Genomic DNA, 22,424 nt, shown 5'->3' with positions numbered 1-22,424 from the left:
CCACTTCATAATTATTAAAATTCTTCACTAACTTGTCATAATATTATGTTAGCCAGCGTTTACAAAGTTCTTGTGAATATTTTCTTAGCTTGGCGTAGCTATTTTATACGTCAGCTTAATATTCTCGATCTATGATGTATTTTGCTAAATCTGCAAGTATTTCTGTATTACCGTTGATACGTGTAAGCGCTTCTAAAGCTTCATCTATCAAGTGTTCAGCTTTTTCTTTTGCTTGTTCTAACCCCAATAATGCTGGATAGGTAGATTTATTATGTTCTAAATCAGAGCCTTGAGGTTTACCAAGCACAAATGTGTCACCTTCTACATCAAGAATGTCATCTCTGACTTGAAATGCAAGGCCAATTGCACGTCCATAAGTACGTATCGCATCACGTGCTTGCTCTGAAACACGTTCCGGATCGCTACATAAGATCCCAAGTTCTACTGCACAGCTTAGTAGTGCACCTGTTTTTAGCTTATGAATACGTTCGAGCTCATCTATCGTAATTAAACGATTGGTTGCTGCTATATCGAGTGCTTGACCGCCTATCATACCTTGTAGACCCGATGCCTTGGCTAGCACTGAAATCATTTTTATTTGGGCATGGTGGCTTACCGCGAATGGATGTTCACTTAGCAGTTCAAATGCCAGCGTTTGCAGAGCGTCACCAGCTAAAATCGCGGTCGCCTCATCGAATTGGATGTGGCAAGTTGGACGGCCGCGTCTGAGATCATCATCATCCATAGCAGGTAAATCGTCGTGCACCAAAGAGTAGCTATGCACACACTCTATTGCGGCTGCAGCTTTGTCTAAATCTTCTGGAGCAGCACCAAATAATTCACCAGTACAATACACTAAAAACGGTCGCAAGCGTTTGCCGCCGTTTTCTATACTATAGCGTGTAGCCGCTTTTATATTCTCTTCAGTTTCAAGCACACTATCAAAATAGTGTAAAACGGTGTTTTCTACACGAGTTTTAGCAAACTGGAGCTTTTCTTGTAATTTTTTCGACATTAGGCTTCGTTATCAAATGGCTGTAATTGTGCTTGTTCATCCTCGCCCATTAAAATAGCGACTTGTTGTTCAGCTTGCTGAAGTTTCTGATTTGAAGCTTTTGCGAGTTTTATCCCGCGTTCAAACTGTTTAAGTGCTTGATCTAAAGGTAAGCTACCGTTTTCCATGTCTGCAACGATTTGCTCCAGTTCTTGCATGGCTTCTTCAAAGCTCAAGTTGTCTGGTTTTTTTACTGCCATATGTCACGCTGACCCGTAAAGTAAAAGTGTGGCAATTTTAGGGTGATTGCGCGCCAAGGTCAAAAAAACCAGTGACTTTTTGATCTGACCGAGTATCAGCATTACAAGATCTGCTATAAACTCGCATTTTAAACACTTTTTAATATAATAGTGTTAAGTTGTAGAAAAACTTGCCGATAACTCAAACAACAATAACTGCGTGATTTATCACAAATAACTTCCCCCGGAGGACATGTGGATTTAGCAACGGTAATAGGGATCCTGGGTGCCATAGGTTTAATTGTAATGTCCATGGTACTAAGTAGTGATGGCCAGATCGCTATGTTCTATAACACGCCTTCCGTCGTTATCGTATTTGGTGGTTCAATTTTTATCGTATTGTCTAACTTTACGCTTGGACAGTTTTTCGGAATTGGAAAAGTGGCCGGGAAGGCCTTCATGTTCAAGATTGAAACTCCGGAAGAGCTGATTGAAAAAGCCGTTGAGCTTGCTGATTCAGCTCGCAAAGGTGGTTTTTTAGCGTTAGAAGAAGCCGAAATCCCCAACCAGTTTATGCGTAAAGGTGTCGATATGTTAGTCGATGGGCATGATGCTGATGTTGTGCGTGCCACATTGCAAAAAGATATTGCCCTAACGTCCTCAAGACACGAGTTAGGCGCTGGCTTATTTAAGTCCCTCGCCGATATCGCTCCTGCTATGGGGATGATTGGAACGCTCATCGGCCTAGTAGCGATGTTATCTAACATGGATGATCCAAAAGCAATTGGACCTGCTATGGCTGTTGCACTTTTGACAACTTTATACGGTGCGTTTTTGGCTAACGTGGTTGCAATCCCAATTCAGGTTAAGCTTGAACTTCGTAAAGACGAAGAAGAGCGAAACCAGCGCCTTATCTTAGATGCAATCTTAGGCATTCAAGATGGCCAAAATCCAAAAGTCATTGAAGGTATCTTGAAAAACTATCTGCCAGAATCTAAACGTGGCGCTGAGGCTGAGGAATAATCATGTCAGATGAGAAAGAATGTAAATGTCCCCCCCCAGGTCTTCCTGCCTGGATGGGAACGTTTGCTGATCTCATGTCGTTGTTAATGTGCTTCTTCGTACTGCTATTGGCATTCTCCGAAATGGATGTACTGAAGTTTAAGCAAATTGCAGGATCGATGAAGTTTGCTTTTGGTGTGCAAAATAAAATTGAAGTAAAAGATATTCCTAAGGGTACCAGCGTGATTGCGATGGAATTTACTCCAGGAAAGCCAGAACCAACACCGATTGAAACGATTCAACAGCAAACCGTAGAAATGACGCAGCAAATGCTAGAGTTCCAAGCTGGTGACGAGGCTTCGGCGGGTGGCAGACAGGAGCAACGAGGTAATAAGCGTGGTGGTGAGTCTGCCAGTACTGCACAGGAAATGGCGTCAACGCAAGCAATTGCTTCTGCGGACCAAGAGCAAGTAAACGAGCTCGTTAAAAAGATTGCACAGCAGCTAGAAAAGCAAATTATGGATGGTGCAATTGAACTCGAGTCATTAGGGCAGCAAATTATTATTCGCATCCAAGAAAATGGTTCTTTTCCTGCGGGAAGTGCGTTTCTACAACCTAAATTTGAACCTGTGATTGCCGAAATTGCAGAGCTGCTCAAAGATGTACCTGGTGAAATTACAGTGTCGGGTCACACTGATGACTTTAGAGTGACTAACGAACTTTATTCGAATAACTGGGATTTATCGGCAACTAGAGCGGTAGCCGTTGCGACTGTAATGGAGCGCGTCCGTGGCTTTGATAAGAACAGAATGGTCGTAGTTGGTCATGCAGACACTAGACCTTTAGTACCTAATGACAGCGATGCAGATAGGCGCCGAAACCGGCGTGTCGAAATCTCGATTTTACAGGGTAAAGCGAAAGAATCAGACCCTATTGAAGTTAGGAAAAATTAGTTACAGTTTGTTGCCAAATTACAGGGAATTCGCTAAAGTTCTAGCTGCTCTACAAACTCTCGATAAGGATAAAATGATGGACGTTAAAAATTATAGATTGCCTGGAAACAATGGTGGTGGTGGTGATAACGGTGATGAAGAGCAGAAACCAGACGCAGGACGTTAAGGTATATGTGGCCTGAATGGGAACCCATTAGACTGTTTTTTCAGGAATACAGTATTTGGGTTTCTTTTTTAGCGGTAGTAATGTGCATCGTGGTGCGAGATAAACAAGCACTGCGATATTCGTCTTTGGTTGCAATGTTTTATATATTAGGATGGCTAACCTACGATTGGGTTATGCAATTCGATGATGTTAAGGTGTTTCGATACATATATTGGGCCCTTTCAGACATTGTCTTCATGGCAATTATTGCTTACTGGGCTGTTAAAGATAAGATGTATCTATGGCAAAGTATTCTTGCTCAAATAATCATTATTCCAGCTCCGCTATTACAGTTTTTTAGACTTGTCGACAGACATTTTATGGATCTGTCCTATTCAACTTACCTGTATCCTACAATTATTCCTATGGTTAATGTGGCTACTCTGTGTTTAGCATTTGTGCCAGTCTTTACCTTTTGGAAACTAATGCAAGATAGAAAAGAAGCGAGACTGGCTAGGGAAAATAGATTAGCAGAAACGACTAGCTAACCTAAACCTCGGATAATTAATGCCTTATCCAAGGTTCAGGTTAATTTGCAGTTGCTTTGCTCACCCCAAACTAGGAATAAGGCCAGCCATTTGCATTAGCTGAGAGGTGATGATCATCACACCGAAAACAGCGGCAAGTCCTAGTCCAAGCGTACCTCCTTTAACCTGATATCCATCATTACCTCTGGTTTTTCTCTGTTTCCATACCATAGCAACTGGTAGAAATACCGCTAACACCACGAGCGCAATCGCTGCATATCCCAGTGCCATAATAAAGCCCTTTGGATAAAAGAGGGCAAAGCCAAGCGGTGGTAAAAAGGTAATGAATGCCGTTTTGATCCGGTCTTTCTTAGTATCTTGCTTCTTAAAGGCATCTGCAAAAAAGTCGAATAAGCCGAGACTCACGCCTAAGAATGAAGTCGCGAGAGCCAGATCTGCAAACACAGTTACAAATAATTGTACGTTGTCGTTGTGTGCGATAGAAGAAATACTGGTTACAAAACCCGGCAGTCCCTCACTTGCCATTAAGCTCTCTTGCCCCATAACACCTTGGCTTAGTAATTGCCAAAACACATAAATGATAAGGGGGAGGGAGGCACCAAACATCATCACCTTACGTAATTGACGAATATCTACACCAACGTACTTGACGATTGACGGGATTGAGCCATGAAACCCAAATGAAGTGAAAATTACAGGAATTGCCGCAATTACAAGCCCTTGCTCCACTGGCATATCGATAAGATGTTGGCCATGAACATAGGGAGTCAGGATAAAAAATAAACTCGCGAGCACGATAACTTTAATGGTAAATAGTAATTGGTTAAGCTTATCGACGGTACTTGTACCTAATGTCACTATGGTTGCAATGATAACAGCAAGTAGTACTGAACCGAGTTGGGGAGTGATCCCGTCACCCAATACACTAACTAGTTTGCTTTGAAGTTGTGCACCACCTCCCGCTATATAAGCTGCACACAGCGCATAGAATAAAAATACCATAGAAAAGTTAGCGACATATTGGCCCGATTTACCAAGTAAGTTTTTCGCCAGTGTATTTAGCGTAGCGTCTTGATCCGCGTACTGATGTATTTCCAGCATAAGTAAAGCGGTATAGGTCATTAGCAACCATGTGATTGTTAATAACGCGATAGCGGTAGAAAAGCCGAGTCCTGCGGATGCAATCGGGAGGGCGAGCATACCTGCGCCAATTGTAGTACCTGCTACAATTAGCATGCTGCCCAAAGTTTTATTCTTAAGCACGTTTTGCCCCTGATTATTATTATCTGGTGAGGCAAGATATAACGAATAGCACGGAATTGAAACCGTTTTGCTGCTAATACCAATTTGCGTATAAAATTCATGTGTCAAAAACAAATAAGCCGCATATCAATATGCGGCTTATTCTAATCACCAGTATTTCCATCCAGTGAATTTGTGCTTGTACCCTTAACTTTTATATAAAGTCTTCATCTCTCATGAAAATGCACCGTATCAAGCTAACTTACCTAAGAGTCTATTGTGCTCGTACTAAATTGTCAAACCAATCTTGACCTCTCGCACTGAGCGACTTTAGCACAATAAGGTCACTTTCACCGTCAGGTAGCTTCAACCTTAGATGCTCATCAAGCGCAATTGCACGTTCCAAATGGCTGCGGATCTCACCCAGCGTCCGGACCATACAATCTAGCTCCTCAGGTAAGCCTTCGCTAAAATCCATACGAGTCTGATAACAGGCTATATTCCAATGCATACGAGCTCTGACGGACTCACTCATATCTGAAATGGAAAGTGCGCTTTCTAGCAGCTTGATGGCTTCTGCGAGCTTACCATCTCGGCTGAGTGCTCTGGCTTTTATGCCAATTGCTCTTGCATGGTTTGGGTGAATGTTGGTAAGAATGTCATCACAAACCTTAATTGCTTCATCGTATTGTGTGTTTGCAATCAATTCCCTAGCACGTTGGAGTGCGATCTCTACGGTATTCTTACGTGCTATTTCATACTCTTCTTTAACCTTTTGTTGGATGTCATTGAATTCATCTTCGCCAACGTAGCGTTTGTAGGCGCTAGAAACGAGTCCTACACCGCCAAAACCGCTTAAAATAGAGAATGAAAAGATCTTAATCCAAGTCCAAAATGCTTTATCAGAACCGGTAATTGAGTCATTTTCCCGTTTCAGATTGTGCTCTACAACCACTTTGATAATGCGGTTGATCTCAACGGCATTATCGTTATGCGCAGATGAAAACATTGCCACGGGAATGAGTATCTCGTCATTGTTTTGATGGTGGGAGTCGTGCTCACCATTTTGATATGATTTAAATGCATACCTACTGACTGGGCTGAAGTCTGCAGCGCCCGCCATGGTGAGCACACCGATTGCCATAAATGCTGAGATCACACCGGCTAGAATGACACCGAATCCACCTAAGTCCCAATACTCTGGGGCGGCGCTATTCGCACTCTTAAACTTAGGTTTGCGAAACTTATATGACGACGTTGAACGCATCGCTTGTAAGAGCCCACCTAAGCTGCCTCCAAGCACCACAACGGCAATAAAAATAGCGTAAAAGCTGATTGGTCCGTATTCCATATTAAAGTTATGTCCGAAAATTAGGGAGCAGTTCTCTCAGGTTAAGTAACTGAACTTTGGCTATTTTACATTGAATTTACAAAAATGCGTAGGGGGAGAGTGGAAATTGCATGGATATTGCTCCTACTTACGGCTAGGAGCAATATACGTTTTACTTGAACTTAAGTTCAGGAGCAGCAGTTATTTTACTTCTTTACCGGCGGCTTGCTGATCTGCATGGTAGCTAGAGCGTACAAATGGTCCGCAAGCTGCGTGGCTAAAGCCTATTTCGTCGGCATACTCTTTTAGTCCATCAAACTCTGCCGGTGGCACGTAGCGCTTTACCGGTAAGTGGTGCTTTGAAGGTTGTAGGTATTGGCCTACTGTAAGCATATCTACGTTATGCTCGCGCAAGTCTCTTAAGACTTCTTCAATTTCAGAGATTTCCTCGCCTAGTCCGACCATCAAGCCAGATTTAGTTCTCACTTCTGGGTGCATTTCTTTAAAGCGGCGTAGCAATTCAAGTGACCATTTATAATCGGCACCCGGACGCGCTAGCTTGTAAAGTCTTGGTGCTGTTTCAAGGTTATGGTTGAATACATCCGGTGGGGTTTCGCTTAAGATTTCAAGCGCTCTATCCATACGACCACGGAAATCAGGTACGAGAATTTCGATTGTAATACCTGGATTGTGCTTACGGATCTCGCGAATACAGTCGGCAAAGTGTTGTGCACCACCGTCGCGCAAGTCATCACGGTCAACAGAGGTAATAACAACGTAGCTTAACTTCATGTCTTTGATAGTGAGCGCTAGCTTTTCAGGCTCTTGGGCGTCAGGTTTTAGTGGACGACCATGAGCCACATCGCAGAATGGACAGCGGCGAGTACAAATTGCACCTAAAATCATAAAGGTTGCTGTACCGTGATTAAAACACTCAGAAAGGTTAGGGCATGACGCCTCTTCACAAACAGAGTGTAAGCCGTGCTTACGCATTGCTTGTTTAATGCCATCGATACGTTCACTTGATTTTGGCAAACGGATCTTTAACCACTCAGGCTTTCTCAGCATTTCTTCGCGTTCTGTTGGCATGACTTTTACTGGGATCAATGCCATTTTTTCAGCATCGCGGAGCTTTACCCCAGGCTCCATTTTGACTGGTTTACTCATACGTTTTCAAACCCTTCAGTGTATTCGACATGCTCAGCATTAATGCGTTTTAGCATGTGTTTTACCAGACCGGCCCCCGCATCAGCGACGGTTTGAGGTCCATTAATTTCGCTACTTTGCACCATATTCATGCCCGCGTAACCACAAGGGTTTATTCGTAAAAATGGACCAAGATCCATATTGACGTTGAGTGCGAGCCCATGAAATGAGCAGCCACGACGGACTCTAAGTCCAAGAGATGCTATCTTGCTATCGTTGACGTATACACCTGGTGCATCGGCTTTAGCATAAGCCTTTATCCCATATTCTTTAAGGGAGTCGATTATGCTTTCTTCTAGCCAAGTGACGAGCTCACGTACCCCTATTTTCAATCGTCGTAAGTTGAGCAGCACATAAAGCATTTGTTGCCCAGGACCGTGATAGGTAACTTGACCGCCGCGATCCACTTTTACGACGGGAATGTCACCTGGCGCCAAAACATGCTCTTCTTTACCAGCTTGACCTTGCGTAAAAACAGGCTCATGTTCCACCAGCCAGATTTCATCCGCTGTGGTGTCATCACGCTCGTCGGTAAAATATTGCATTTTGTGCCAAATTGGCTCGTAACGACAAAGGCCAAGTTGGCGCACAATTAACTTACGAGATTCCATAACTAGGGTCCTTACCAACTACAGGATGTAGCGGACGTCTTCGATGCCACCGATCTCGGTATAAATCTGCTCGATATGCTCTTTGCTGGTTACTGTAACGACTAGAGATACGGCTTCATAGGTGCCCTTACTGCTTGGTTTAACCTTTGGTGCATAATCACCAGGTGCAATAACCTGCAGTTTGGCTAGGATCTGATCCGTCAAATTGACATTTGCTAGGCCCATAATTTTGAATGTAAATGGGCAAGGAAATTCTAAGTATTCATCAAACTTAGTATTTTTAACTGGTTTTACCACGACGGTATCCTCACAACGAACTACTTGCTGACGCCTTTATTTGGTCACTTAGGGACTCTTTCAAGCCTTGAGTTTCCAAGGTCGTCATTTATTGGCCGCATTCTATCATTTTTAAGACAAAAAAAAACGTCCATACGCAGGACGTTTTTGCTAAGCCGTATAGAGCTTAGTGAGTGTTAGAGATTAAACCCTTACAATCATCGAAAACTTCTGAGGAGAGAATGAGAAGAAAAAAGTGACTATTGTTAGCAAAGGTTAGATCATCAAAGAAAAATTGCAATACCGTAATTACGAATAGTAGCAGTAAAATTCCTGTTTTTTTTCGTTTAAAACTATTAATAATATTTTCTTTAGATTGTAAGAGCTTAGTATTTAAAACGAGTATTAATTGATAGATGATAGCGGCAATCACCATAAAATTGATTACTGTAACGAACACAGGGCGAAGTGGAAAAGCAATAAGACCAAGCAATATTACTACGAAAGCAAATAAATATCTCAAGTGTCCAAAGTTGTGACTTGATTCTAAGCTAGTATCGCTATTTTTTATTAAAGAATTTAACTCATAGAGCATGGAATAGAGTATTAAATAAAATCCAATATATGAAAGTTCTGGCATCTTTAAATGGTAGCTTAACGCAAGGCAGGCAAGATAAGCTATTGTGCTAATGTAGATATAAAATGGAGTGGACTTTATTTGTTCAATGAAAGTCATTAATTTATCCTTTTATTTTTCCATTTGATTCTATTGTTTTGTTTTATATAAATTAATTTAATGCTTGTCAGAGGTTGAAACCTTATAAAGAAAAGATGATTACATTCGATATTTGCGCTGTTTATCTAAATAGGCTAGTGCGAGAACTCTAAACTAGTTTAATCAGTTTCAAAAATATCCTCACTAATGATATGGTTTAAGTACTGCATGTAGCAGCTAAAAATAACCATATAATTAGCAGCCAACGCTCCTACGGGTATAGATAGAAAAGGTGTGGTGCACATAACAACAATGAGTACCAGGTTAACAGAAAGGATAAACCTCGACTTGGTTTTTAACCTCTCCTTTATCGCGTCAATAGCGGACATCTTTCTTATTTTATACACAATTCTTATAACATGGGCTGCTAATAACATAGCGAATGCAATATTAAAAAGTGTAAGTAGTAGGTATTCAAGGTGCAGCCCGGCAATACCTATACAAGCAAACGCTAGCATAAGTAGCAACTGTATCCAGTGCTGTTTACAGTAAGTTATGAGCGTAACTTTTGCACAAGCTCCTTGTTCTTTTGCCACTACGGATAATAAATCCCAAGCAGGTACAATTAGCGCCATATAAAAACCAATATATAAAAGCAGGCTTGACTTGTATAAAATAGCAGAGAAAAGCAGTAATACTGCAATAGTCAACTTGGCTACTGGTAAGCCTGGTTTTAGGTATATATGATCTATGTAGTTCATAGGAAAGCCTTTTGTGAATCACCTCTTAGATTAACATCTCTCTACTTCTTCTCATTCATAACAGTCATCACTGGTACAAGTCAGGATACTCTGCTGAACAAAAATCTCCGAAGAGCTACTGGGACCGCTGTCATTATTTCCACAGTCAAAAGGAGTTTCTACACTTCATCATTATTACCGCGATTGTCGCCATCATCACTTAAATATCCTTTTATTTATAATTCGAGTTTGTACCCGAAATTGATTATCACAAATTGTTTTTAAATTGTAAACTTAAAGGGAGTTTTCAGCCGTGTGGTATGTTGAAAAGGGGTCTTAGATTAGAAAGTATGAATGTCAGGAAAGTGAAGGGAAATAAATAAGCTTTATAGGAAAGATAAGCCAACCAGTTTGTCTCGGCTGGCCTATCAGATAAGGAATTACTGCGAGATCTGTAAACGTAGGTAGTCGTAGATCTTGCTAAAGAATCCACCTTCTTGGATCTCTTCAAGCGTAACCAGCGGGTATTGTGCTACGTCTTCACCTTCAAGCTGTAAGAACAAAGTACCAACTTTAGTACCTTTTGCTAGCGGCGCTTCGAGTGTTTTATCTAACTCAAAGTTAGCCTTTAAGTTCTTGCTTTGACCACGTGGAATAGTGATTGGCGTGTCTTCCATAATGCCAAGCGATACGGTTTCTTTGTTACCCATCCATACGCGCTGATCGGCAAAAGCGTCACCGGCTTGGTAAGGAGTAATGGTTTCAAAGAAACGGAAGCCGTAGTTAAGCAACTTTTTGCTTTCAACTTTACGTGCTCGCTCACTCTCAGTACCCATGACGACTGCAACAAGACGCATATCATCTTTAACCGCTGAAGTAACAAGGCTGTAGCCGGCATCTGAGGTGTGGCCGGTTTTAATGCCGTCCACTTCAAGGCTTGCATCCCAAAGTAGTGAGTTACGGTTATATTGCTTTATACCATTGTATGAAAAAGACTTTTTCTTGTATAAAGCGTATTCGTCAGGTACATCACGAATAAGTGCGGCACCTAGAGTCGCCATGTCTCTTGGAGTGGTGTAATGCTCATCGGTGTCTAGGCCATGGCTATTGATAAAGTGACTATTCGTCATGCCTAGCTTTTCAGCATGTGCATTCATCAGATCGGCAAACGCACTTTCGCTACCAGCAATGTGCTCGGCCATTGCAACACAAGCATCATTGCCAGATTGAATAATGATCCCGTGGTTTAAGTCATCGACACTGACCTGCTTACCGACTTCGATAAACATCACCGACGAACCGGGAAAATTCTTAGCCCATGCTTTTTCACTAATGGTGACCTGATCAGATGGACTAATGTTACCTGCCGCGATTTCAGTACCAATAACATAACTGGTCATCATTTTGGTTAAACTTGCAGGCGCTAGCTTAGTATCGGCTTCACCCTCTGCAATCACCTTTCCTGTTGTGAAATCTACAAGGAAATAGCCTTTCGCATTGATTTGCGGCGGTGAAGGAATAATTTGTGCACTGGCACTCATAATAGAGAAAGTGCACACCAGTCCAAGGACTTTTTTAACGATTTTTGGTTTGATAGAAGTCATTATGCTCGCTTTTTTGTTTATCGGCATTCATTGCGGTTATTCTAAAGTTCCTGCTCACTGTAAAGCAAGAAAGCACGACTAAATTGACCTTGTTGTAAGGTTTTTAGTAAAGATTGTGCTTGATTGTCGTCGGTAATTGGGCCGACTCTAAGCTTGTACAGGTTGTTTTCAAACGTGATGGGTGTACCTAACCCCAATTCTTGTTTTAACTGACCTGCTAATAACTGTATGTTCTCAAGTTTACTGCCAGCAGCAACTTGTACATAGGTTAGCCTTGGAGACTCGCGCGATAGAGTAATGGCTTCGACCTTAACGCGCGCTGTACCCTGAAGGTGATAGCCTAGCTTGTAGGCGGCAGCGTAAGACAGGTCGATTAATCTATCGTCGTGGAATGGACCTCGGTCGTTAATTCTAACGATGGCAGAGCGTCCGTTGTCTAAGTTTGTTACTTTAGCAAAGCTAGGGAGTGGCAGCGTTTTATGTGCCGCTGTCATATCGAACATATTAAAAATTTCACCATTGGAGGTGTGGTAGCCATGGAATTTACGGCCGTACCACGAGGCAATGCCTTGTTGTTGATACCCATGTTCGTCTGAGATTGGTGTGTAACGTTTACCAAGAACAGTGTAGGGGCGATTGGCACTCACGCTCTTTTTCTCATTGGTGACAATGGCATCTTGCATTTCCAGTTCGGTAGGTTCGCGCAGTGGCGCTTTATCATGGCGAATATGATAGCGACTTCCACAAGCGCTGAGCACGCTTAACAGGGCAAATACTAAAACCAGTTTTGAAATTAGGGTAATACGAACTGTCATTATTTTAACAACATCCTCTTATCTGTTGCGATTGCCATAATAATGCCAAAACCGGCCATTAAGGTCACCATCGATGTGCCACCATAGCTAATTAGGGGCAGAGGTACACCGACTACTGGCAAGAGACCAGAAACCATTCCGATATTTACAAAGACATAGACGAAGAAGGTCAACGTCAGTGCTCCTGCAAGCAGCTTACTGAAAGCGTCTTGTGCTTGCACTGCGATATACAATCCGCGACCAATTATAAAAAGATACAAGCTGAGTAAAATGGTGACACCCAACAAGCCAAATTCTTCGCTCAACACCGAGAAGATAAAGTCGGTATGGCGTTCGGGTAAAAACTCTAATTGAGATTGGGTGCCATGTAGCCAACCTTTGCCCTCCACGCCACCGGAGCCTATCGCAATTTTCGATTGGATAATATGGTAACCAGAGCCCAGCGGGTCGCTTTCTGGATCTAAAAAGGTCAGAACACGTTGCTTTTGATAGGCATGCATTCCGTAATGCCAAAACGCATAGCCACCGGGGACCGCAAGTAATAAACCAGAGCCGATTAAACGCCAACTTAACCCAGCTAAAAAGAGCGCAAAAATACCAGAGCTGGCGATTAAGATAGAAGTACCCAAGTCGGGTTGCTCTTTGATCAGGATGGTCGGTACTAACACAATCACAAAACCGATTGTTAAATTCAAAATACTAGGAGGTAAGTGAGAGCGGCCAATAAACCAAGCGACCGTCATGGGCACTGCTAGCTTCATTATTTCAGAAGGTTGAAAGCGGGTAACACCTAAGTCGAGCCAGCGCTGAGCCCCTTTACTACTGACTCCAAAAAACAGCACGGCGACGAGCATGCCAAGACCTAAGAGGTAAACGGGAATTGCCACACGCTTAAGTGTATTTGGAGAGAATTGTGCCATAAATAACATGGCAACTAATGCACCAAACATGCGTGTGCCGTGGCGCATCATCATGCCCATATCTTGTCCACTAGCACTATAAACAATCGCAAGGCTACCAATCATCATAGTGAGCAAGGCTGTAAATAATGGTAGGTCGATATGGACTTTTTCAAATAGCGAACGCGGCTTATTCAGCGGGCTCATTGCTGTTGCTCCTTCTCAAGCGGGTAGGCTGAAAAGTAATAATCCATCACTTGTCTTGCCATTGGCGCTGCGATAGCACTACCACCACCTTGGTTTTCGACAACCACAGTGATAACAATTTGAGGGTCATCAAAAGGTGCAAAACCTACGTAGATACCATTGTCTCTGTGTTTTTCTTTTAGCTTTTTGGCATCGTACCTTTCGCCCTGAGCAATGCTGACAACTTGTGCGGTGCCTGTTTTACCTGCGTGGTCATAGGTCACGCCCTTAAATGCGCTTTTCGCGGTACCTATTTTTACTGTGTTGTGCATGGCTTTTAATGCGATATCCCAGTGATAAGGATTTTTCAACACAACGGGTGGTTTTTCTTCCGTAAATAATTGTTCTACTTCAGTGTCTTGCTTAGAAATTTGTACTAAGTGCGGCTGGCGGTGTATGCCTTTATTGACCAAAATGCTCAGCGAGTTCGCTATTTGCATTGGAGTAGCAGTCCAGTAGCCTTGTCCTATCCCAACAGAAATCGTATCTCCCGGATACCACGACTCTTTAAAACGTTCTCTTTTCCATTCAACGGATGGCAGAATAGCTGAGGTTTCTTCATGAATATCTATACCCGAAAGCTCACCAAAGCCAAACTGGTTCATAAAGTCGCTAATTTTAGTTATGCCGAGTTTATATGCGGCTTCATAAAAGTAGGTGTCGCAAGACTGCTCAATAGCCTTATACACATCAACATGCTCATGGCCCCAAGGACGCCAGTCACGCCATTTATGTTTTACATTGGGAATTTGAAAAAAGCCAGGATCCCAAATTTTGGTTGTTTCGGTGACAACACCTTCTTCCAGCGCAAGCACAGCGAGATGGGGTTTCACTGTGGAAGCTGGTGCATAACGGCCTTGAGTTGCACGGTTGATAAGCGGTCTGTCTGGGTTGAGCAAGGCTCGGTAGTCTTTGCCGCTGATCCCGTGAACGAACAGATTCGGGTCGTAACTTGGGTTAGAATAGAGCGCTAAAATTCCACCATCGCGTGGATCCATAACGATGATCGCGCCTCGGGTGTCTTTTAGCACATGCTGGACGATTTGTTGCAAGCCGATATCAAGCGTTAGTACCAAGTCTTTACCTGGTTGCGGCGTTTCCATGCTTAATGTGCGAATGATACGGCCGCGATTATTCACCTCGACGCGGCGAGAGCCCACAATGCCGTGCAGCTGTTCTTCATAAAACTTCTCGACACCGAGCTTACCGATATCATGGGTGGCACGATAGTTAGTGTCTTTGCCTTCTAGTTCTAAGTCAAAGAGTTCCTCTTTGTTGAGCTTTGCGACATAGCCAAGGGCATGAGTGAGGGTATCGCCATAAGGATAATAACGGGACAATCGAGCTTCAACGCTAAAGCCAGGCAGGCGGTGTTGGTTCACCGACAAAATTGCAACTTCTTCTTCATTCAAGCGGCCCTTTAGTACTTGACTTTTGAAGCGGCGGTTATGCTTGATTTCCTTTTTGAAATCTTCTACTTCTTGCTCAGAAATTTCGATGAGTTGACGTACAGAAGCTAATGATGCTTCGAGATCTTCGACATCTTCTGGGATCACTTCAAGGTTGTAAACGGGGCGGTTTTCGGCGAGCAACACACCATTGCGGTCGTAAATCAGACCACGATTAGGGGCGACCGGTATGACTTTTATACGGTTATCGTTTGAGCGGGTACGATAGGTCTCGTGCTCGGTTACCTGAAGCTTGTAGACGTTGTGAAACAAGACCCCAACAATAATAACGACAAAAACAAAGCCGACAAAGGCCCGTCTCGCGAAGAGGTTCGCCTCGGCAGAATGATCCCTAATCGTCGGCCGTTTTTTTATCATTATTATTCTCTGTGGTAAGGATGATTATTATTTAAACTCCAGCCACGATACAAGCTCTCGGCAACCACTATACGCACCAAAGGGTGGGGTAGGGTTAAGTTTGATAATGACCACTTTTGTTCAGCCGCAGCAATACATTCTGGTGCAAGCCCTTCAGGGCCGCCAATCAGTAAGCTAACATCGCGACCGTCCAACTGCCACTTTTCCATATTGCTCGCAAGTTGGTGTGTATCCCATGGCTTGCCAGTCACTTCTAAGGTTACGATCCGATTGCCTTTTGGAATAGCGGCTAAGGTTTTTTCACCTTCTTGTTGCAAAATGCGTTTAATATCTGCGTTTTTCCCCCGTTTGCCAGCGCTAATTTCAATTAACTCCAGTGGCATATCTTTGGGAAAGCGTCTTTGATATTCAGTGAAGCCAGTTTCAACCCACTTCGGCATTTTGGTACCTACGGCAATGAGTTGGATCTTCACATCAGCCCCACAGCTTTTCTAAGTCATAAAAGTCGCGGGTTTGGTCTTGCATCACGTGTACAACAACGTCACCCAAATCAACCAATACCCACTCTCCGATGTCCTGACCTTCTTGGCCAATAGGTGTTTCTCCAGCATGACGTGCTTCTTTTGCGACATGATCGGCAATCGATTGTACATGGCGTTTTGAGGTGCCTGTACAGATCACTAAGTAATCGGTGATTGAAGAAGTTTCGCGAACGTCGAGCTTTACAATATCACGCGCTTTCATATCATCTACTTTGTCTAGCGCGAAATCTAATAACTGTTGTGAATCCAAGTTTTTGTCTCTGTATTTCAAATAATCGGCGATTTTAACATGCTTTATGGGGTTAATCAGCATACAAGCCATGGCTATTTATATAATCTATGACAGAAGCGGGCAGCCAATGTTCCAAATATTCTTTGTCATGCTGTGCAATTGCAGCTCTTATTGTACTCGATGCAATGTCTTTTTGCTCACCGTGAAGGAAATAGCAGTGTCCAGCCTTGGTGGTTTGGAGTCTATTTGAGCTATCTGTGCGTGCTTTGGCTAAATAAGCCGAGACTTTAGCATCTGGTGAGCAATGTTCTTTTGGGCGTTGATACACTACCAGATGACACAGCTTTGTAATTTCTTGCCATTGATACCAAGTGTGCAGGCTATTAAATGAGTCCATACCCATTAAAAATAAAATCGGCTGATCCTGATATTCGTTACGCAGCTCTTGCAGTGTTAGCAGGCTGTAAGAAGGTCCTTGTCGGTCAAGCTCACGTCTATCAATAACCAGCTTTTGTTGCCCTGCTAGCAAATTTGCAAGCATCGCTAGGCGATGCTCGTCACTGATGCTGGGCTTTTGTTTATGAACCGGTATGGCACAAGGTAAAAGCTTTAACTCAGCCAGACTTAGCTCGTCGACGCAGCGCATCGCCATATTTAAATGGCCTAAATGCGGAGGATCGAAAGTACCACCAAACAAAGCAATCATACATGCTCACTCTGGCTAATTGGTAACGGCATTGCTATAGATGTAGCAAAGGCTAGCGCGATGTGTGCTAGAGCTTGATATGGCGCAGTGAGCCTTGCTTCTTTATATGCGGTATCAAAGTCCGCCATCATACAGAGCAACTGTTTCATCTGCTCTAGCGTTAATCTGTCTAACGCTTGTTGCGTAATGGTTTGCTGATTTTTCCAGACATTATGCTTTTTATAGGCATCCGCAAGCGTAGTGCCTGTTTGCCACAAGGTTTTAACACCCAGTAGGGTGCGTGCTTGGTTTTGCAAGGTCCAGAGAATACTCGCGGGCTCTACATTATCGCTGGCGAGCTTATTCAATACTTTGATGATTTGTTTAGGGTTGCCACTTAGCAATCCGGTATTTAAATCAAAAATATCGAACTTAGATTGATTTAATAAGCCGCTCAGCAATTGCTGTTCATCAACCGGGTTTTTACCAAATAGTAAGGAGAGCTTTTCGAGCTCCTGATGCGTTGCAAGCAAGTTGCCTTCTGTGGCGACGAGGAGGGCGCGCTTGCCTTGTGGTGACACAGACAGCTTCAGCCGCTTACATTCATCATCAAACCAGCGCTCAAGATGACGGCCCGTTAACGCATAGCAAGGGACGAACAGGCCTTTAGGCTCTAATGCTTTGAACCAAGCGGTTCGTTGAATGTCTTGACCCGCGCCCAGCCCTTTAAAAATAACAACGACATCTGGATTGACCTGTTCGGCCAAAGACTTTAAAACCGCAACACCTTGGGTAGGAACTTTTTGCTCGTTAAAGTCGAACTCGATGAGCGTACGTGCACTGAACAAAGACATACTGTTGTACTGTGCACTGAGCTCTTGCCAGTCAAACCCCGGAAGTAGAGCAAATTTAATGACTTCGTCAAAGCCTTGCTGCTTGGCTGCGGTTCGTATGGCAAGTACACATTCGCCTTGCTGAAAGGGTTCTTCACCAAAGACCAGATAAAAAGGGGCAAGCCCTTTACTTAGGTGATTGGAGAGTTGATTGGCATAACAACGCATTACAGTTGCGACAACTCTCGAATAATACGTTGGCTTGCAAGACGGCGCATCTCGGTTAGGATCAGCTCAAGCTCTTTTGCCTTTGCTAGCGCGTTGTCTGGGTCGTCCTGATAGTTACGATACAGCTCGAACATTTGTTTAACGGGTTCTTGGCCCGGACGACTCAACCGGTACGACACGCGATACGCCAGTTCATACTGAGCAACCTGACCATTTTTGAACAAACTGAGAGTTTGACGTTCAAGTGAGTCATTGTACAAGTACAATTCAGCAGCTTGTTTGGTATTTTTTGGTGTAAGGGATACCTGAGCGCGCTGAAGATCAGACTGTAGCTGTTCAAACAGGGCTGAACGCTTGTCGTCACCGCTTAAGGTGATTTCTTTTAGATCGTCAGGAAGGTAAGAGGCTTGCTTGAGGTGAAAACCGCAGCTCGCCACGAAGAAGCAAGCTAGCAAAACTGCTAGCTTGCTGGTGTGCCAAAATAGGCTATGCATCTTAGTTTGCAACCACATTAAGTAGTTTACCTGGAACATAGATCACCTTACGGATGGTCTTGCCGTCAGTAAATTTAGTGACGTTTTCTTCACTAAATGCAATCGCTTCAACTTGTTCTTGCGTTGCATCTGCCGCCACGGTGATTTTAGAGCGCAGCTTGCCATTGACTTGTACAACGATAAGCTTTTCATCTTCAACTAGTGCGCTTTGGTCGACAATAGGCCATGCCGCATCAAGAATATCGCCAGCTTTGCCAAGCTCAGCCCATAGCTCGTGACACATGTGCGGTGTGATAGGCGCAAGCATGATCACCATGGCTTCTAGCGCTTCGTTTGCTAGTGCAATGTCTTGCTCATCGCTCAGTGGCGCTTTGATAAGCTTATTTGAAAGCTCCATCACCGCCGCAATTGCCGTGTTGAACGTTTGACGACGTTCGATATCGTCTGTCACCTTTGCAATGGCTTTGTGGATGTCGCGACGTAGCGTCTTTTGCGCTGCATTTAGTTTGCTTAAATCAAGCTCGGCAGTACCAGCTTGCTTTACGTCAACTGCGTATTTCCAAATACGACGAAGGAAACGGTGCGCACCTTCAACGCCTGAGTCAGACCATTCAAGCGTTTGTTCTGGTGGAGCCGTAAACATCATGAATAAGCGAACTGTGTCAGCGCCGTATTGCTTGATAACCGTTTGCGGGTCAATACCATTGTTCTTCGACTTAGACATTTTGCTCATGCCTGCAGAGAATACCGGCTCGCCGTCTTCTTTATGCCACGCTTTAGTGATGCGGCCTTTGTCGTCAGTCTCAGTTAATACGTCAGTTGGTGCGATCCAAATATCGCCGCCTTTCTCGTCTTTGCGGTAGTAAGTATCCGCAAGTACCATGCCTTGACAAAGCAAGCGCTCAAATGGCTCATCAGAGTTCACTAAACCGAAATCACGTAGCAACTTGTGGAAGAAGCGCGAGTACAACAAGTGCAAGATAGCGTGCTCAATACCACCAATATATTGGTTTACTGGTAGCCAGTAGTTTGCAGCACCTGGTTCAAGCATACCTTCATCGTAGCGTGGACTACAGTAACGTGCATAGTACCAAGATGACTCCATAAAGGTGTCGAATGTATCGGTTTCGTGGAATACCGCTTCACCATTTATTGTTGCTTTTGCCCATTCAGGATCTGCTTTAATCGGTGAAGTTACCCCATTCATGACTACGTCTTCAGGTAGACGAACAGGGAGCATGTTTTCAGGTGCCGCAAGCTCAGAACCATCTTCTTTGTTTAACATTGGGATTGGCGAACCCCAGTAACGCTGGCGGCTCACACCCCAATCGCGAAGACGGAAGTTTACTTTGCGCTTACCTACGCCAAGTGATTCTAATTTAGTCGCGATGGCGTTAAAGGCGCCTTCAAAGTCTAGGCCATCGAACTCGCCAGAGTTGATAAGCGTGCCTTTTTCGGTAAACGCTGCTTCAGCCAGATTGGCTTCTACTTCTGCGCCGGCTAGAGGCTGAATAACTTGTTTGATCTCAAGGCCATAAGCGGTTGCAAACTCATAGTCACGTTGGTCGTGACCTGGTACTGCCATCACGGCACCTGAGCCGTAATCCATCAGTACAAAGTTAGCTACCCAAATTGGCACCTCTTGTCCTGTGAGTGGGTGGATAGCAGTAAAGCCTGTCGCGATGCCTTTTTTCTCCATCGTTGCCATATCCGCTTCGGCAACTTTGGTGTTCTTGCACTCTTCAACAAAGCGAGAGATCGCTTCGCTGTTTTTCGCCGCTTCTTGAGCGATCGGATGACCTGCCGCAACTGCCACATAAGTCACGCCCATAAAGGTATCAGGGCGGGTGGTGTATACGGTGAAGCTTTCGTCGTTGTCGGCACGTTTAAAGTCGATTTCAACGCCTTCTGAGCGACCAATCCAGTTACGCTGCATGGTTTTAACTTGCTCAGGCCAGTGGTCAAGCTTGTCTAAGTCATCCAGCAACTCTTGTGCATAATCGGTGATCTTAATGAACCATTGTGGAATTTCTTTTTGCTCGACAATGGCACCAGAGCGCCAACCACGGCCGTCAATTACCTGTTCATTTGCCAGTACCGTTTGGTCAACTGGATCCCAGTTTACCGTTGACATCTTTTTGTATACTAAGCCTTTTTCGTAAAGCTTAGTGAAGAACCACTGTTCCCACTTATAATATTCAGGGTGACAAGTCGCGATTTCACGATCCCAGTCGTAACCAAAACCAAGTAACTTAAGCTGGTTGCGCATGTAGTCGATATTTTCGTAGGTCCATTTCGCCGGTGCGGTATTATTTTTAATTGCCGCGTTTTCAGCTGGAAGACCAAACGCATCCCAACCCATAGGTTGCATAACGTTTTTGCCTTGTAGGCGTTGGAAACGAGAAACCACATCACCAATGGTGTAGTTACGTACGTGACCCATGTGGAGGCGACCACTTGGGTATGGGAACATTGAGAGACAGTAGTACTTCTCTTTACTTTCGTCTTCGACAACTTTGAAGGTATTGTTTTCTTCCCAGTACGACTGTACTTTGGCTTCGATATCTTGCGGGTTATATTGCTCTTGCATCTAGGTTTCCAAACATCTGGCAAAATTAATAGAAAATTGCTCGATAGCATACCCGAAATTGGCCAGCAATCACAGCACCTAAAGTGGAATTATTTTAGTCGATTGCCGCGGATTAAAGGTGGTGTCGAAGTGGAGATAAACTACGCGAAGATCTGCAGCGGTAAAAGGGTAAATTTTGTGCTGTTGCAAGTAAGAGTTATTATCACTTACTATTGCTAAATATCGAAAGAAGTTTGAGAATTCCCTTGATAAAATTGTGGTTACGCCGTGCTCACCTAGTAATGGCGCTAGTGGCTGGTGCATTTATTATTTGCTTAAGCTTAACTGGGGCACTGCTTATATATGCCAAAGATATTCAATATCTTACTCAGCCTCAGTTGTGGCGAGTTGAGCCACAGTCTGAGCCTCTTGGGGTAGAGCAAATAGTAACCTTTATTGAATCTACAACCGCTGAAAAAGTTTCACTGTTTATGCCTGAGCAGCAACCGGATTTGGCGTGGCAACTGAAGTTGTCTAGCGGTGATTATGTTAGCGTTAACCCCTACAGTGGCGAGATCCTTCATCGCTACGAGTATTATTCTACGATATATGGCTTTACGATGGCGCTACACCGTTGGTTGTTGTTTGAAGATGCTGACAACAAAAAGCTGCTTAGAGATTGGGTATCTATTTGTGCACTTGTACTCATTATTGAGTTAGTGTTGGGCTTTTATCTTTGGGTAAAGCCTAAAAATCGCTTGAAACGGCTAGTGATAAAACCAAAAGCTAAGCTAAGGATTTTGCTTTATCAGTTACACACCGTACTGGGGGTATATTTGCTTTTACCTATACTGCTCATTGCCTTCAGTGGTATGGCGTTTAACTGGCAGCCGCAAACCAAGGCTGTGGTTGAGTGGTTGAGCTTTGATGAGGTCGAAGCAAGACCAAAACCGCCTACTATTGCGGTTAATTTTCACGGCTTACCCTACGATTTAAATAGCGCTACAAAGCGCGTAAAATCTATCTTCCCAGACGGTCAGTTGTTCCGTATTTATATGCCTGACAAAGCGTCCGACAGCGTCGCTTATAGAGTTCAAAACCCTGGTGAAAGTCATGCCTACAGCTGGGTTTGGGTAAATCCTTATAACAGTGAGGTGGTAGCGCAATATGATGCATCAAAAGCCGGAGTCGCTACGCAAATATGGAACTTTAAGTACAAGTTTCATATTGGTGACTTTGCCGGTCCCATCGTGCAATTTGTTTGGTTAATGCTTGCCTTAATTCCGACTTTTTTCACGGTATCCGGCCTGTATTTTTGGCTGCAACGTCATCGTAGGAAGCGGTAATTAACTTCACTCTAAGTTACTGTTATGTGGATATAATTGCAAAAATCGATGTAAAGTAGGATGGTCTTGCAGTAAAGGGTAATGCAAACTATTCACATTCACCT

General features: G+C 43.7%; 23 protein-coding genes. 4 read left to right on the top strand and 19 right to left on the bottom strand.

Going from position 1 to position 22,424, the window contains the following annotated elements:
* Positions 1–115 precede the first annotated feature (115 nt).
* Positions 116–1,015, bottom strand: coding sequence for a (2E,6E)-farnesyl diphosphate synthase (ispA, locus tag PNC201_RS13395; RefSeq protein ID WP_102057343.1), 900 nt, complete (start codon positions 1,013–1,015; stop codon positions 116–118).
* Positions 1,015–1,254 carry an exodeoxyribonuclease VII small subunit gene (xseB, locus tag PNC201_RS13390; RefSeq protein ID WP_010606139.1) on the bottom strand — a complete coding sequence of 80 codons (240 nt, stop codon included), beginning with the start codon at positions 1,252–1,254 and terminating at the stop codon, positions 1,015–1,017. The genes ispA and xseB overlap by 1 nt, the downstream gene beginning before the upstream one ends.
* 234 nt (positions 1,255–1,488) lie before the next feature.
* Here xseB and pomA point away from each other — a divergent pair, with 234 nt between their 5' ends.
* From pomA to PNC201_RS13370, 3 genes are all read left to right on the top strand, one after another.
* A complete protein-coding gene (gene pomA / locus PNC201_RS13385) occupies positions 1,489–2,256 on the top strand; it encodes a flagellar motor protein PomA (protein WP_010606140.1) in 768 nt (255 codons plus the stop codon).
* A gap of 2 nt (positions 2,257–2,258) precedes the next feature.
* Positions 2,259–3,188: a flagellar motor protein MotB gene (locus PNC201_RS13380; RefSeq protein WP_010606141.1), complete on the top strand. Its 930-nt coding sequence runs from the start codon at positions 2,259–2,261 to the stop codon at positions 3,186–3,188.
* A gap of 171 nt (positions 3,189–3,359) precedes the next feature.
* Complete coding sequence (locus PNC201_RS13370; protein WP_102057341.1) at positions 3,360–3,881, top strand: hypothetical protein; 522 nt, start codon at positions 3,360–3,362, stop codon at positions 3,879–3,881.
* Positions 3,882–3,941: 60 nt separating this feature from the next.
* On the opposite strand, the gene PNC201_RS13365 is transcribed toward PNC201_RS13370, so the two are convergent.
* The 17 genes from PNC201_RS13365 to leuS all read right to left on the bottom strand — a co-directional run bounded on the left by PNC201_RS13365 (position 3,942) and on the right by leuS (position 20,995).
* Positions 3,942–5,144, bottom strand: coding sequence for an aromatic amino acid transport family protein (locus tag PNC201_RS13365; RefSeq protein WP_199539660.1), 1,203 nt, complete (start codon positions 5,142–5,144; stop codon positions 3,942–3,944).
* A gap of 253 nt (positions 5,145–5,397) precedes the next feature.
* Entirely contained in the window at positions 5,398–6,474 is a 1,077-nt protein-coding gene (locus PNC201_RS13360; protein WP_102057339.1) for a tetratricopeptide repeat protein, read from the bottom strand.
* Between the two features lie 180 nt (positions 6,475–6,654).
* Positions 6,655–7,620 carry a lipoyl synthase gene (gene lipA / locus PNC201_RS13355; protein WP_102057338.1) on the bottom strand — a complete coding sequence of 322 codons (966 nt, stop codon included), beginning with the start codon at positions 7,618–7,620 and terminating at the stop codon, positions 6,655–6,657.
* A complete protein-coding gene (gene lipB / locus PNC201_RS13350; protein ID WP_102057337.1) occupies positions 7,617–8,270 on the bottom strand; it encodes a lipoyl(octanoyl) transferase LipB in 654 nt (217 codons plus the stop codon). Before lipB ends, lipA begins: the two co-directional genes overlap by 4 nt.
* An 18-nt stretch (positions 8,271–8,288) precedes the next feature.
* Complete coding sequence (ybeD, locus tag PNC201_RS13345) at positions 8,289–8,567, bottom strand: DUF493 family protein YbeD (protein WP_010606146.1); 279 nt, start codon at positions 8,565–8,567, stop codon at positions 8,289–8,291.
* Between the two features lie 166 nt (positions 8,568–8,733).
* Positions 8,734–9,282: a hypothetical protein gene (locus PNC201_RS13340; RefSeq protein ID WP_102057336.1), complete on the bottom strand. Its 549-nt coding sequence runs from the start codon at positions 9,280–9,282 to the stop codon at positions 8,734–8,736.
* A gap of 158 nt (positions 9,283–9,440) precedes the next feature.
* Positions 9,441–10,022, bottom strand: coding sequence for a hypothetical protein (locus PNC201_RS13335; protein WP_102057335.1), 582 nt, complete (start codon positions 10,020–10,022; stop codon positions 9,441–9,443).
* A 419-nt stretch (positions 10,023–10,441) separates the two neighbouring features.
* On the bottom strand, positions 10,442–11,605 hold the full coding sequence (locus PNC201_RS13330; protein ID WP_102057334.1) for a serine hydrolase: 1,164 nt from the start codon (positions 11,603–11,605) through the stop codon (positions 10,442–10,444).
* 41 nt (positions 11,606–11,646) lie between these two features.
* Positions 11,647–12,420, bottom strand: a complete 774-nt coding sequence (locus tag PNC201_RS13325; protein ID WP_010606150.1) for a septal ring lytic transglycosylase RlpA family protein — start codon at positions 12,418–12,420, stop codon at positions 11,647–11,649.
* Positions 12,420–13,526, bottom strand: coding sequence for a rod shape-determining protein RodA (gene rodA / locus PNC201_RS13320; protein ID WP_102057333.1), 1,107 nt, complete (start codon positions 13,524–13,526; stop codon positions 12,420–12,422). The genes PNC201_RS13325 and rodA overlap by 1 nt, the downstream gene beginning before the upstream one ends.
* The gene (mrdA, locus tag PNC201_RS13315; protein ID WP_102057332.1) at positions 13,523–15,391 is read right to left on the bottom strand and encodes a penicillin-binding protein 2; all 1,869 of its coding nucleotides are present in this window, start codon (positions 15,389–15,391) and stop codon (positions 13,523–13,525) included. The genes rodA and mrdA overlap by 4 nt, the downstream gene beginning before the upstream one ends.
* Positions 15,392–15,393: 2 nt before the next feature.
* Positions 15,394–15,864 carry a 23S rRNA (pseudouridine(1915)-N(3))-methyltransferase RlmH gene (rlmH, locus tag PNC201_RS13310; protein ID WP_010372039.1) on the bottom strand — a complete coding sequence of 157 codons (471 nt, stop codon included), beginning with the start codon at positions 15,862–15,864 and terminating at the stop codon, positions 15,394–15,396.
* Position 15,865: 1 nt separating this feature from the next.
* Positions 15,866–16,183: a ribosome silencing factor gene (rsfS, locus tag PNC201_RS13305; RefSeq protein WP_088532235.1), complete on the bottom strand. Its 318-nt coding sequence runs from the start codon at positions 16,181–16,183 to the stop codon at positions 15,866–15,868.
* Between the two features lie 52 nt (positions 16,184–16,235).
* Entirely contained in the window at positions 16,236–16,871 is a 636-nt protein-coding gene (nadD, locus tag PNC201_RS13300) for a nicotinate-nucleotide adenylyltransferase (protein WP_102057331.1), read from the bottom strand.
* A complete protein-coding gene (holA, locus tag PNC201_RS13295) occupies positions 16,868–17,911 on the bottom strand; it encodes a DNA polymerase III subunit delta (RefSeq protein ID WP_102057330.1) in 1,044 nt (347 codons plus the stop codon). The genes nadD and holA overlap by 4 nt, the downstream gene beginning before the upstream one ends.
* Complete coding sequence (locus PNC201_RS13290; RefSeq protein ID WP_102057329.1) at positions 17,911–18,423, bottom strand: LPS-assembly lipoprotein LptE; 513 nt, start codon at positions 18,421–18,423, stop codon at positions 17,911–17,913. Before PNC201_RS13290 ends, holA begins: the two co-directional genes overlap by 1 nt.
* On the bottom strand, positions 18,407–20,995 hold the full coding sequence (gene leuS / locus PNC201_RS13285; RefSeq protein ID WP_102057328.1) for a leucine--tRNA ligase: 2,589 nt from the start codon (positions 20,993–20,995) through the stop codon (positions 18,407–18,409). Before leuS ends, PNC201_RS13290 begins: the two co-directional genes overlap by 17 nt.
* A 281-nt stretch (positions 20,996–21,276) precedes the next feature.
* Between leuS and PNC201_RS13280 the strand changes: the two genes are divergently transcribed.
* Positions 21,277–22,320 (top strand): PepSY-associated TM helix domain-containing protein, encoded by a 1,044-nt coding sequence (locus PNC201_RS13280; RefSeq protein ID WP_233525255.1) that lies wholly within the window; start codon positions 21,277–21,279, stop codon positions 22,318–22,320.
* The last annotated feature ends 104 nt before the right edge of the window (positions 22,321–22,424 follow it).

This window comes from Pseudoalteromonas sp. NC201 (genome assembly GCF_002850255.1).
Classification (GTDB): Bacteria; Pseudomonadota; Gammaproteobacteria; order Enterobacterales; family Alteromonadaceae; genus Pseudoalteromonas.
Note: the sequence above shows the minus strand (reverse complement) of the source record. Positions and strands in the feature narration are given on the sequence as shown.